Source organism: Spirosoma endbachense, from assembly GCF_010233585.1.
GTDB classification, from domain to species: Bacteria; Bacteroidota; Bacteroidia; order Cytophagales; family Spirosomataceae; genus Spirosoma; species Spirosoma endbachense.
The window spans coordinates 8,287,211-8,298,851 of record NZ_CP045997.1; the positions used below are offsets into that span (position 1 = coordinate 8,287,211).

Sequence of the window (11,641 nt, forward strand, 5' to 3'; positions counted from 1 at the left end):
TTCCCCTAGTACTTATTGACGCCGAAAATTACCGGCGACCACCGCCAATGTCGAAGCCGACTTTAATGCCCAGGTAGGCATTTTCACTTGTGATGGTTGTATTGGCTAGTTTGTTGTCTGTAGTTGGCGCTGCGTTGTATTCAACAGCCGCTACAAAATGACCCGCCTTGATACCTCCCCGGATCATACCTCCAAACTTAGTATCGCTAACGAACACTAAGTCCTGGTTTGTTTGTCCATTGTTTATAACAACTGTCCCTGCCGAAGCAATACTATAAAGCCCCACGCCTACACCCAGAAATGGCCGGACATTACCTTTCCCAAACAGGTAATTACCGGTCAATAAATAAGACCCAAAGGCACCTACATCACCTGTTGACGTGTTACCATTCACAACAACGCCACGGGCAACGACAGCCCATTCAAGCCGAAGGCCAAGATCAAAATTATCACTTAGACCGTATTTAGGCTCAATCGCAAACAGAACCCCGCCCGATACACCCGAAGCAAGTGGCTTGGCATAGCCTACCGATAGATTTACTTTAAACGGCTTATACTCCTGTGCCGACGCTGAGAAACCGGCAAGAATAAATAAAACGAACAAGATGCGTTTCATGTGAGTGATATAATGAATAGTGAAACTATGATTTATGTGTGTGAACACATGCACGTAACTATTGAACTTAATACACTGTTTGGTTTCGTTCGTATAAAACTATTTTTTACCTGTGGTTAATGATGGGTTTAATTACGCAAATAGCCAGACTATCCAGCCTGGCTATTTGTATATTGTATTGACGATTAGTTACTTATTTCATTTCGCCGGGTATGACCATAATGCCTTTCTGACGATTTTTACGAAGAATGGTTAACTGAATCCGACGCCCGATCGTATCATCGGTTAGCAGCCGATGCAGATCATCGACGGTAGCAACGGGCAGCCCGTTGAAGCCGACAATAATATCCCCCTGCAACAACTCTCCATTACCGGCTACGCCATCGGGCTCCACACTCGATACCATTACGCCCGTTTTGGTGGTAAGCTGATTATATTGCTTGATTCGTTCAGTCAGGTTGATAAGTTGTCCGGCGATGCCCAGATAACCGCGCCTAACCCGGCCTTCCATGATCAGTTTACCCGCTACAAGTGCCGCTAAATTCGATGAAACGGCAAAACAGATACCCTGGGCAGGCAAAATAACAGCTGTGTTGACGCCAATAACATCACCCTGTGAGTTGACCAATGGACCACCCGAATTGCCGGGGTTCAGGGCTGCATCCGTTTGAATAACGTCATCGATGAGCCGACCCGACTCCGAACGCAGGGTTCGTCCTAAGGCGCTCACTACGCCAGCTGTCAGTGAATACTGAAAGCCATAGGGATTACCCACTGCAATGGCAATCTGACCGACCTGCACTTGCTTTGAATCGGCAAAACGAATTGCCTTCAAACCATCGGTATAGATTTTAATAACGGCAATATCAGTAGCTGGGTCGCGGCCAATCAGGGTAGCTTCGAGTTCGCGGCCGTCTGATAAAGCAACTTCGAGTTTACTGGCTCCAGCAACAACATGATTGTTGGTGATGATATAGCCATCGGTCGAGATAATAAAGCCAGATCCTGTGCCGCCGTCGTTATTGTCGGGCCTTGACTGGCCGGGCTTACGTCCTTGTGCGTTAGATTGACTATTTCCCGAATTACGTCCACTTACTTTAATCTGTACAACAGATGGACTTACTTTTTTAGCTACATTTACGACCGTGTTTGAGTACGCATCCAGTAAGATCTGATCTTGTTCAGGATTTACACCTGGTTGCGAAATCGTATCGGCAAATGCCACAAATTGCGTATTCATACGATTTTGGTTTACATGACGATTGGAGTACCCTCATGATCTGTTCCAGTATAAATTCATCATGTATTATTGGGAAATAATCCGCCACTTTGTCATTTGAATTATTTTTGAACCGTATATTTGTTACTTAATGCTATCAATCCAGTCTTAGTGTAGATAAAGTTGAAAGCTGGAGCGGACAATTTGACGTATGACTTTTGAGGAATACCTTATTCAGAAGAAAATTAATGGTGATCTGTTCCATCAGATGGAACCTGTGAGATACCTGGAATGGAAGACTGAATTTGAACAAATACATCCCGATAGTTTTACCGTTCAGAAAAAATTTCTGTTAAACGATACCCGAAGAAAGTATCTTGTTCGTTGATAATGTATAAGCAGGCTGAAGGTCAACCTGCAACTAAATCATAAACCTACCTCTTATTTGTTATGAGCATTACGTTAGGAGAACTTCGTGGCACTACAGACGCTATGGTATATGCCCTGAAAGGGCAGGGCCTGGGCGATAGTGACGCTCTACTTGAAGCAACCAAAACCCCACAGGACCGTAAGGCTTTAGCGTCAGCCACGGGTATTGATCAATCTCTTCTGCTTGACCTGGCGAACCGGGCTGATCTGGCTCGCGTCAAGGGAATTGGCCGGGTTTATAGTGATCTAATGGAAGAAGCTGGTGTTGATACCGTTGTCGAACTGGCTCAACGTTCGGCGGTAAACCTGCACGCTAAATTGATCGAAATTAATAGCAAAAGACAGTTCACCCAACGTCCACCATCGGTCGAGCAGGTTACTGATTTTGTGGAACAGGCAAAAAGTTTGCCCAGAATGCTTGAATATTAAAATCTGGCTGTGAAGCTAATTGACGTTAACTCGGATTGTAAAAGGTAAAGGGGGCGTAAATCGTGTTTAATCGACCGCTACGCCCCCTTCATCTTTTATAGCTGGGTCTCTTTTCTGCCCGGCTCGCGCAGGTAGCGATTTAGCCTGTCGTCGAGTTCCGACAGGGACAGATTGGTAAACAATTCACCGTTCAAGGCAAGTGTCATTCGACCGCTTTCTTCCGAAACAGCAATAATTGCTGCATCGGTGGCTTCACTCATTCCTAAAGCCGCCCGGTGGCGAAAGCCTAATGAAGATGGCAATTCGTCATCATCGGAGACGGGCAGAATGCAGCGGGCAGATTGAATCCGCCCATCGCTGATAATGACAGCGCCATCGTGCAGTGGGCTATATTGGCTGAAAATGGCCAGTAACAACGGTTTTGACACCTCGGCATCGATCAATTCGCCCGACTGGGAAAATTTTTCCAGATCATCATTTTTGCGAATAACGATCAGTCCACCCGAAAACTCAGCGCTGAGCGTCTTGCAGGCATCCAGAATGGGGCGGAGCGACGTCGTTGGCTCTGGCACGTTCGGCTGTCGTAGTAGCCAGCGTCGTAACCATCGGCTGTTGGCGACGTTGGTAGACTTACCGATGAGTAACAGAAATCGGCGAATTTCCTGTTGAAAGATAATAATCAACGCCAAAGCGCCCACACTGATAAAATATTCCAGTATAGTAGTCAACAGGTTTAGCCCAAATGCTTTAACGAGAAGGTAAGCGAGGTAAACCAGAAGATAGCCTACGAATACCCGACTGGCAACGCTGCCACGAACGAGGTTATAAATCTGGTAGATAAGTAGGGCAACTAGTACGATATCGAGCAAGTCGAGCCAGCCGACATCCAGAAAGCCTAAGTGCAAGGCCAGCATGTATGAACAGGTAATGGTTTGGGCCTAAATATAGTCAGATTCTTGCGCTTTGTTTACTCAAGACCTGCCAAACAATTTTTTCATTCGGTGTTGCCTAGACTATTTATTCAGGATATAGCCTAGGCAACACCGAATGGTTTAGTCTGAATTTCCCCAGTTTTCGATCGAAATAGTTTCGCCTTCTACGGCTATATAGGTTTCCGGGAAAATAGTCCTGGCTTCATTCACGAACGGATCATATTGCTTGTAACGGGACGAAAAATGCCCGATTAACAAGCGGCCGACGCCAGCTTTAGCCGCAATTGTAGCCGCCTGTTTAGCCGTAGAATGATAGACTTCGGCTGCACGCTGAGCATTATCTTCCAGAAAAGTAGCTTCGTGATAGAGCAAATCGACACCCTGCAATTGAGTCACAAGTGATTCAATATAACGCGTATCGGAGCAAAAAGCATAGGAGCGGGCACGCAGCCCTGGTGTGGTAACATCATCGGCTGCGTGAATAATCTGGCCTTCATCAGTCAAAATATCGCGGCCTTCCTTAAGCTGTTTCAGGAAATGAATCGGAATATCATCGGGTAGCCGCTCACGAATGAGCTTTCTCGGATGCGTTTTTTCCCGAAACAAATAGCCGGAGCAGTCGATTCGATGCTGAAGCGGAATCGACTCCACGGTCAATTGCGGGTGATCGAGCAGAAGGGTAGGCGTGTTCGGATCAACAGCTTGAAAATGGATACGATAACCCAATCGCGAATCGGAAACACGGAAGATGGTTGTCAGCACCTCATCTAAACCACGGGGCCCGAATAAGTACAGATCTTCGGTTCGTCCGGCCAGATTTAGGGTTGAGAGGAGTGGTGGTAATCCAAAGTAATGGTCGCCGTGGAGGTGAGAAATAAAGATGTACCGGAGCCGACTCGGTCGTATTTTCTGCTCAATAAGTCGGAGTTGCGTTCCTTCGCCACAGTCAATCAGCATGTAATCATTCCCGGCGGTAAGCAACTGCGCTGTCGGATGAAACCGTAGCGTAGGTGTAGCCGAACCAGCGCCTAATACCGTAAGTGTAAATACCGGATTAGCTGGTCGGTGATGTTGTTCATGCTCTTTGTCGGTGATGGTGCCTTTACTCGGCATCCCGGCTGATGCTTCCCCCTGCGTCGTACTCATCGTCATCCTCACTGCGAAAATCGTTCTCCAATTCATTCATGAACACGGCATCAACGGCTTCTTCTACGGTTGGTAAAATAGTAAGATCGCTGATGTTAGCCTTGTCCAGAAACTCTATTAATTCATCATTCTTTGTAACTAACACCAATAAGCCCAGTTCGTTGGAACATTGGCGATTTATTTTACGAATGATTGTGATACCTGCCTGATCTACAGCCTGTACGGGCGCTATATCAACAATGATATTACTATAACCCGACCGGAATAAGGTACGGCTGAGGGTTTCAAAATCGGTAGGAATATCGCCACCGAACTCACTATCAGCCAATCGAATCAGGGCATATTGTTCGTTTCTTTCAATGGTGTAATTCATGAAGATTGCTGGTTTCAGGTTCTTGGATTTCTATTGAGAAGATTTTTAAACAAGTTAGACGACATTCCACTAAAAATAGATACAACAGGGCAGAAAGGTACTCTGAAAGGACACGTATTAAGCCACGTTGATCGCTCAAACGGCCAGTGATTTACCGACATTGGCTTCAATTCGCAGCTGTGGGTCAGTGGCTGGATCGGCGGGCTGAAAAGATTGCCCGGTTACGGTTTCGAACAGTTCGATGTAGCGGGCGGAGATTTGCTGGACCCACTCATCAGACATTGCTGGCACAACTTGCCCGGTTTTACCCTGAAATCCGTTGGCAATAAGCCATTCCCGAACAAATTCTTTAGAAAGTTGCTTCTGGGGCTGATTGGCCTGAAGATTCGTATCGTATGTATCGGCGTAAAAATAACGGGATGAGTCGGGTGTATGAACCTCGTCGATGAGGTAAACTTTTCCGTCAATGGAGCCAAATTCATATTTGGTATCCACCAGGATCAGGCCACGTTCAGCCGCCATTGCCGTGCCTCGGCTAAAAAGAGCCAGTGCGTAGTTTTCCAATTGAACATACTCTTCTTCCCTGACAATACCCTGGCTAAGAATTTCCTCCCGGCTGATGTCTTCATCGTGACCTTCGTGAGCCTTGGTCGAAGGAGTGATAATTGGTTGAGGAAGGCGATCGTTCTCCCGAAGCCCTTCTGGTAAGGCAACGCCACAAAGAGTCCGATGCCCATCGCGGTACTGCCGCCAGGCATGTCCTGCCAGATAACCGCGTACAACCATTTCGACCGCGTAGGGTTCGCATTTCAGCCCGACACTCACGTTTGGATCAGGCGTATCGAGGAGCCAGTTCGGCACGATATCAGCGGTTGCCCGTAGAAAGTAAGCCGCCGTCTGATTAAGTACCTGTCCTTTGTAGGGAATTGGCCGGGGTAATACCACGTCAAAGGCCGAAATCCGGTCGGAGGCAATCATGATTAATTTGTCGGGGAATGAATAGACATCCCGCACTTTGCCACGATAAAACCCCGTTTGGCCGGGGAACTGAAAATTAGTTTCCTGAATAGCGTTCATTTATCTTAGGTTATAGTTTTTGGTTCGTTTTTAGCGCTCAAGAAGGATAAACGATGAGCCAAAAACCATTATAATTTTTCCAGCACAATGGCTGAAGCACCGCCACCGCCATTGCAGATTCCAGCGACCCCGTATCGACCACTGTTTTGCTGAAGTACGTTTGTTAACGTTGTTACAATTCGTGCTCCCGATGCACCCAACGGATGACCGATGGATACGGCACCACCAAAGACGTTCAATTTCTCCTGCGGGACGTGTAGGATCTCACTAAATGCCAATGGAACCACGGCAAATGCTTCGTTGACTTCAAAATAATCAATGTCATCAATTTTTAGATCAGCACGTTCAAGGGCAAGCGGTACCGCTTTGGTTGGAGCCGTTGTGAACCATTGCGGCTCTTGCTCTGCATCGGCATAAGCCAGAATTCGGGCTAGTGGTTTTAACCCCAATTCGTCGGCTTTCCGGCGGCTCATGATCACTAAAGCCGAAGCTCCATCGCTGATCGGCGACGAACTAGCGGCAGTTACCGTACCATTTGGCCTAAAAGCAGGTTTCAGGGTTGGAATTTTGTCGTAATTGACGTTTGTATATTCCTCATCGTTCTGAACGGTCACCGTGCTTTTGCGACCAGCCACCTCTATTGGAACGATCTCGGCACCAAACCGACCACTCACTGTACTGGTTTCGGACCTGCGGTATGACTGCACCGTGAATGCATCCTGAGATTCCCGATTGATGGCATATTTTTCGGCGGTCTGATCGGCAAATACACCCATAGCACACTGATCATAGGCATCGACCAACCCATCGCGGGCTAGGCCGTCTACCAGTTCAGCGTTACCGTATTTATAGCCAAAACGGGCTTTAGGAACATAATAGGGCGCATTGGACATACTCTCCATACCACCGGCAATGACTATATCGGCTTGCCCCAGCTGAATAGTCTGTGCGGCCATCATAATCGCTTTCGTCCCTGACGCACATACCTTATTAATGGTTGTACATGGAATATTGGCTGGTAAACCTGCTTTCATGGCCGCCTGTTTAGCGGGTGCCTGACCGACGTTTGCTGAAACCACATTACCCATATAAACTTCCTGCACCTGACTGGCCGAAACACCAGCGCGGGTCAATGCACCCCGGATGGCAGTCGCCCCCAAATCTATTGCAGATAAGGTTGCCAAAACACCTCCGAACGAGCCAATTGGTGTTCGTACCGCTGAAATAATGACGACTTCATTCATAGTTACCTGTTGTTAATCAATGTTGACGGTGGATTGAGACAGCCCTGATAATGATCTAAATAATAATTACTTTACCAGCGACTTCCGTTCTCTTTCGTTTTCATCGTTGAATGCCGGGCCGATCGAGTCAGCGCATAAGGCAGATCATCTTCCTGCATCGCATCGAGCAGTTGGAGTGCCTGTGCTTCACTAAGGTCGAGCCGTTGAAAGCGATGTAGTAACTCATCCTGCCGGGCTGATCGCTCAACCTGTTGCCCACCTGAAGGGCGGGGTTTATTCTGTTGATCTGGCCTGTTGCCGGACGATTTCTGGCGCGAATTTGGTTCGGTAGTTTTACCTGAAAACCGCTTCTTTATTAACTCAAAGTCATACCTGGCTGGTTCGTTGTCCGGATCTTCGAGCAAAGCCCGTTCAAAAAAAGTCAGCGCTATAGCACTGTCTTTTTGAAGACAGGCCATCACACCCAGTTGCGTTGCGGCTACTGTACGTAAATCAGTTCGGTCGGAATGAAGCAATGCTTCATACTGGGAACGAGCTTTTCCATACCGTTTAAGATGAAAATAGGTATGGCCAAGATTCAATCGCACTCCCGGATCGATCGTTGTTGTGATGCGGCTCAGACTGGCATACAGATGCATCGCCCGCGTATAATCGCCCGCTTTATAGGCTGCTTCGGCTTCCTGCCTGGCCTCATTATTTCGTGAAATCTGATTTAATGAATGGGGCGTGTCCCACCAGAGCCAGGCCGCAATGAATAAATAAATCATACGTCAATAACACGTATCGGTCGCCAAAAATAAGGGGAAACTTTGAGATGCACTCATAATCTGAATGTCCTTACTGTTACAATAAGGTCAAAGGCCAGTAACACAAGTGCGGCCAGTAAAAAATAAACGTATTTATTGGTGGAAACAGTCACGCGGTTCTGGTCTATTCTAAAGCCTTGTTGCGCCAACAGAACCCCCGCCAATTCACGAACATATTGACCAGTGTTGGCTTCAATGTATTGCCCACCACCATCGCGAGCCAGTTCCTGAAGAAAACTCCGATTTAATCGACTTCGGACGATTTGCCGGGAATCGTCGCGAACAAAATCACGACCTTCACGAATAGACGAGCCTGTTTCTGTGCCAACGCCAACTGTAATAAGCGGTAAACCAGCTGTTTTAAGGCTTGCAAGCTCAGTACGATTACAGGAGCCGAAATTTTCTCCATCACTGAATAGTACCAATGCTTTGGCGTTCAGGCGGGTCGACGAATCGGTGATAAACTTTTGGCGGGCTAATTCGATCGCTGCGCAAAGATCAGTACCGCCTATAGCTGCCTTGCCTGTGCGAATATCCCGCACAAAACGTTTTAGGGCATCGTGATCGGCTGTTAAGGGCGATAAGACAAAGGATTCACTGGATGTCAGAATCAGTCCAAAACGATCTGTAGACAATGTGTCGCAGAGCTGCTGGATGTCATATTTGACGCGCTCAAGCCGGGAAGGAACCGCATCTGTTGCATCCATTGAGCGAGATATATCAACCAGCAGGTACACATCTCGTCCGGTTATTGTCATATTCCGTTCGGCTTCACCAAATGAGGGGCCGAGTAAAGCAATTAGCAATAGAATTAAATAACTGCTACGGAGAAAAAACTTTGGAATAACTCCCCAAGCTGAAGTATTCAACTGTCTTGCCAGCCGAAACGTACGTAAAATATACAGGCTATACAGGGCGATGAACAACCCAATTAAAAAAAAATCGGTACTTGAAAATGAATAAAGCCAATTCATGAAAAGCCATAACCAGCCTGAAAATGACTGAGTTTGTTTCCTTAAGTCGATGTAAGGGTGGGGCGAAAATAATAATTCTTAAAAGATTTTCTTCGTTACCTCTTGCTGAAAACGATGAATACCTCTATCTTTGTGTCCCAATCGTCCAGGAAATGGATGAAAGGGCTACGGAGAGATGCCTGAGTGGCCGAAAGGAACAGTTTGCTAAACTGTCGTACTGGTAACGGTACCGAGGGTTCGAATCCCTCTCTCTCCGCAGGAGCAACTTTAGTTGAAAGATTCCTCCGATGGATTCAACAACAAAAAGCTCGTTTTCGGGGTGTAGCGTAGCCCGGTATCGCGCCTGCTTTGGGAGCAGGAGGTCGTAGGTTCGAATCCTGCCACCCCGACTACATAAAAACCGCCAAATCTCTGTGATTTGGCGGTTTTTTTATGTTCCGATCGCTCGGCGATCATTTTGTGGCAGTTCTGTGGCACCAAATGGCAGAAAAACAGGGCATAAAGCCTGGCACTAAAAACGAATATCCCAACACGCTCGCCCGTCTTGTTGAATCAACCACTGAACCCTATGTAATCTTCTACGTTTGGGATGTTCAAAAAAAGAAGAAAGTGCGAAAGCGTATTTCCCTCGTCGGAGAGACAAACGCTGAGAAGCTCAAAGACGCCAAGGATATCATTAAAGAAGTCAATCGACGGTTAAAAGAGGGGTGGCACGTTGATGAGACATTGCCTGAACCAGTCGAACAAGCACCAGTACCCACCCCTAAGCTGAAAGAATTTACCTTCGAGGACGCTTGCCAGTATTATAAAGCCACCAAAAAGATTGAGCTTAAAAGCAATACCGAAGGACTCAACGATCAATACTTTCGCCATCTGCGAACCTACTTACTGAGCAAAAATCAATCTAACGTTGAGTTAAAAGATATTACGGTCAAAATGATGTTCGAATTTTTCGATCAACTCAAGGTAGGAGGCCGGTGCCGGAACAATATGCTCGGCTTTTACAAGTCGTTCTTTAAGTTCTACATTTACCGCGAGCTGATCGCCAGGAATCCCTGCTTGTCTATTATAAACGTGCGGGTTGATGCCTCTGAAGACCACAGGCCATTCAATGCAGACCAGGCTAAAGAATTTCGGAGTGCTATCCTGGCCACTGGCGATGAGCAGTTATGGTCGTTTTGCCAGTTCATCTACTTTTTATTCTTGCGCCCTGGTGAAGAACTCCGGTTGTTAAAGGTAGGCGACATCCTGAATGAGCAGGTGCGCGTTACCAGTGGCAACTCGAAAAACCGAAAAACAGGTTTCGTAAACATTCCATCGGCTCTGGAGCAATTGATTCAAAAAAAACGATTGCGCGACTATCCAGCTACTGATTACTTATTTACTGTAACAGGGTACCCCGGTCCCCAGCACGTCGGGGAGAACTATTTTTATAAGCGCCACAAAAAGATAATGCAGGATTTGGGATTGTTCGGGCATGATTATGATTTGTATAGCTGGAAACCAACCGGGGCGGTCGTGCTTTACCGGGCCACGAAAGATATCATGTTCGTACAGCGACATTGTCGGCACAGCACACCCGATCAAACGTATACATGCTTACGGAAGCAAGGGCTGGTGTTTGAAGGTCAACGAGTGACTGAATTTCCAGAGTTGTGGGAGTAATTCCATCGAAGTACTGCCAAAGCTGTATAAACCAAAACGTTTACCGCTTTACGAGCCTGTGACGAGCATGATCAACAGTGACGACGATCCCAATAATCGGCTTGATAGTTTCTGTGAAAATTTAGCTAATGAATCAAGCTTGGTATTGACAACCAGAGTTGTAGTTTGAGTATAACTAACATTGATTAGAAAAAATAAGAAAAGAGAAACTGAAAGATATTTCACGAAAAGTGTTATTATCTCATTTGTGAAATTTTTGGGCGCCTGCCAATGAAATTATTCCACCTATCATTGATAACACCATAAATGATATAAATGAAAATGATTCGGAACGGCTTGATGAAAAAAGATAATTGAAGAAAGCAATTATGACTCCTATAATCCCCGTGCACATAAAACATTTTCCAATCCACATGGCTAGACCGTCTGGATCTTTAACAGTTTTAGGGTCATATCCCGCAATAATTTTAGTAATCTTAAATTTGTACACTATAAATCCGAGACTGGACATTAATGTCCCAGCAATAAATAGTACTATTGAAGCTCCCATACCAATTTATTTTTAGGTTCCTTTATAGAAGGTATGCCGGCAGGAAGTAAATATAGCATACAGGGCTTTCTTATAAAAACGGCAAGGAGCAGTTAGCCATACCTTTGTGGTTCTCTAGACTACAAAACCATGACTGTCGCTCCCTGCTTGGCTAAACCTACAACATTTTTCCAACTTCTTG

12 protein-coding genes and 2 tRNA genes are annotated in these 11,641 nt (G+C 46.3%); 4 read left to right on the plus strand and 10 right to left on the minus strand.

Annotation, left to right across the window (positions count from 1 at the left end; genetic code table 11):
• Window positions 1–28: 28 nt before the first annotated feature.
• Complete coding sequence (locus GJR95_RS33645; protein WP_162390027.1) at window positions 29–616, minus strand: hypothetical protein; 588 nt, start codon at window positions 614–616, stop codon at window positions 29–31.
• A gap of 193 nt (window positions 617–809) precedes the next feature.
• Window positions 810–1,856 (minus strand): S1C family serine protease, encoded by a 1,047-nt coding sequence (locus GJR95_RS33650; protein WP_162390028.1) that lies wholly within the window; start codon window positions 1,854–1,856, stop codon window positions 810–812.
• A 429-nt stretch (window positions 1,857–2,285) separates the two neighbouring features.
• Between GJR95_RS33650 and GJR95_RS33655 the strand changes: the two genes are divergently transcribed.
• On the plus strand, window positions 2,286–2,693 hold the full coding sequence (locus tag GJR95_RS33655; RefSeq protein WP_162390029.1) for a DUF4332 domain-containing protein: 408 nt from the start codon (window positions 2,286–2,288) through the stop codon (window positions 2,691–2,693).
• A gap of 95 nt (window positions 2,694–2,788) precedes the next feature.
• On the opposite strand, the gene cdaA is transcribed toward GJR95_RS33655, so the two are convergent.
• From cdaA to GJR95_RS33690, 7 genes are all read right to left on the minus strand, one after another.
• Complete coding sequence (cdaA, locus tag GJR95_RS33660) at window positions 2,789–3,607, minus strand: diadenylate cyclase CdaA (RefSeq protein WP_162390030.1); 819 nt, start codon at window positions 3,605–3,607, stop codon at window positions 2,789–2,791.
• A 138-nt stretch (window positions 3,608–3,745) separates the two neighbouring features.
• Window positions 3,746–4,771 (minus strand): ribonuclease Z, encoded by a 1,026-nt coding sequence (locus GJR95_RS33665; RefSeq protein WP_162390031.1) that lies wholly within the window; start codon window positions 4,769–4,771, stop codon window positions 3,746–3,748.
• Window positions 4,728–5,144, minus strand: a complete 417-nt coding sequence (locus tag GJR95_RS33670; RefSeq protein WP_162390032.1) for an STAS domain-containing protein — start codon at window positions 5,142–5,144, stop codon at window positions 4,728–4,730. Before GJR95_RS33670 ends, GJR95_RS33665 begins: the two co-directional genes overlap by 44 nt.
• A 135-nt stretch (window positions 5,145–5,279) precedes the next feature.
• The gene (locus GJR95_RS33675) at window positions 5,280–6,221 is read right to left on the minus strand and encodes a phosphoribosylaminoimidazolesuccinocarboxamide synthase (RefSeq protein ID WP_162390033.1); all 942 of its coding nucleotides are present in this window, start codon (window positions 6,219–6,221) and stop codon (window positions 5,280–5,282) included.
• Between the two features lie 68 nt (window positions 6,222–6,289).
• Window positions 6,290–7,465 (minus strand): acetyl-CoA C-acyltransferase, encoded by a 1,176-nt coding sequence (locus GJR95_RS33680; RefSeq protein WP_162390034.1) that lies wholly within the window; start codon window positions 7,463–7,465, stop codon window positions 6,290–6,292.
• A gap of 71 nt (window positions 7,466–7,536) precedes the next feature.
• Window positions 7,537–8,232 carry a tetratricopeptide repeat protein gene (locus GJR95_RS33685; protein WP_162390035.1) on the minus strand — a complete coding sequence of 232 codons (696 nt, stop codon included), beginning with the start codon at window positions 8,230–8,232 and terminating at the stop codon, window positions 7,537–7,539.
• 53 nt (window positions 8,233–8,285) lie between these two features.
• Window positions 8,286–9,029 (minus strand): vWA domain-containing protein, encoded by a 744-nt coding sequence (locus GJR95_RS33690; RefSeq protein WP_232540949.1) that lies wholly within the window; start codon window positions 9,027–9,029, stop codon window positions 8,286–8,288.
• A gap of 385 nt (window positions 9,030–9,414) precedes the next feature.
• Between GJR95_RS33690 and GJR95_RS33695 the strand changes: the two genes are divergently transcribed.
• The 3 genes from GJR95_RS33695 (at window position 9,415) to GJR95_RS33705 (ending at window position 10,910) form a co-directional block, all read left to right on the plus strand.
• Window positions 9,415–9,501, plus strand: a tRNA-Ser gene (locus GJR95_RS33695).
• A 59-nt stretch (window positions 9,502–9,560) separates the two neighbouring features.
• A tRNA-Pro gene (locus GJR95_RS33700) sits at window positions 9,561–9,634 on the plus strand.
• Between the two features lie 43 nt (window positions 9,635–9,677).
• The gene (locus GJR95_RS33705; protein ID WP_162390037.1) at window positions 9,678–10,910 is read left to right on the plus strand and encodes a tyrosine-type recombinase/integrase; all 1,233 of its coding nucleotides are present in this window, start codon (window positions 9,678–9,680) and stop codon (window positions 10,908–10,910) included.
• Between the two features lie 241 nt (window positions 10,911–11,151).
• Here the strand turns inward: GJR95_RS33705 and GJR95_RS33710 are convergent, their stop codons facing one another.
• Window positions 11,152–11,460: a DUF3784 domain-containing protein gene (locus GJR95_RS33710; protein WP_162390038.1), complete on the minus strand. Its 309-nt coding sequence runs from the start codon at window positions 11,458–11,460 to the stop codon at window positions 11,152–11,154.
• Between the last annotated feature and the right edge of the window lie 181 nt (window positions 11,461–11,641).

Bases quoted from the DNA above. Each gene is read 5' to 3' on its own strand.
- GJR95_RS33645 (WP_162390027.1), bottom strand. From the start codon at position 616: ATGAAACGCATCTTGTTCGTTTTATTTATTCTTGCCGGTTTCTCAGCG.
- GJR95_RS33650 (WP_162390028.1), bottom strand. From the start codon at position 1,856: ATGAATACGCAATTTGTGGCATTTGCCGATACGATTTCGCAACCAGGT.
- GJR95_RS33655 (WP_162390029.1), top strand. From the start codon at position 2,286: ATGAGCATTACGTTAGGAGAACTTCGTGGCACTACAGACGCTATGGTA.
- cdaA (WP_162390030.1), bottom strand. From the start codon at position 3,607: ATGCTGGCCTTGCACTTAGGCTTTCTGGATGTCGGCTGGCTCGACTTG.
- GJR95_RS33665 (WP_162390031.1), bottom strand. From the start codon at position 4,771: ATGAGTACGACGCAGGGGGAAGCATCAGCCGGGATGCCGAGTAAAGGC.
- GJR95_RS33670 (WP_162390032.1), bottom strand. From the start codon at position 5,144: ATGAATTACACCATTGAAAGAAACGAACAATATGCCCTGATTCGATTG.
- GJR95_RS33675 (WP_162390033.1), bottom strand. From the start codon at position 6,221: ATGAACGCTATTCAGGAAACTAATTTTCAGTTCCCCGGCCAAACGGGG.
- GJR95_RS33680 (WP_162390034.1), bottom strand. From the start codon at position 7,465: ATGAATGAAGTCGTCATTATTTCAGCGGTACGAACACCAATTGGCTCG.
- GJR95_RS33685 (WP_162390035.1), bottom strand. From the start codon at position 8,232: ATGATTTATTTATTCATTGCGGCCTGGCTCTGGTGGGACACGCCCCAT.
- GJR95_RS33690 (WP_232540949.1), bottom strand. From the start codon at position 9,029: ATGACAATAACCGGACGAGATGTGTACCTGCTGGTTGATATATCTCGC.
- GJR95_RS33705 (WP_162390037.1), top strand. From the start codon at position 9,678: ATGTTCCGATCGCTCGGCGATCATTTTGTGGCAGTTCTGTGGCACCAA.
- GJR95_RS33710 (WP_162390038.1), bottom strand. From the start codon at position 11,460: ATGGGAGCTTCAATAGTACTATTTATTGCTGGGACATTAATGTCCAGT.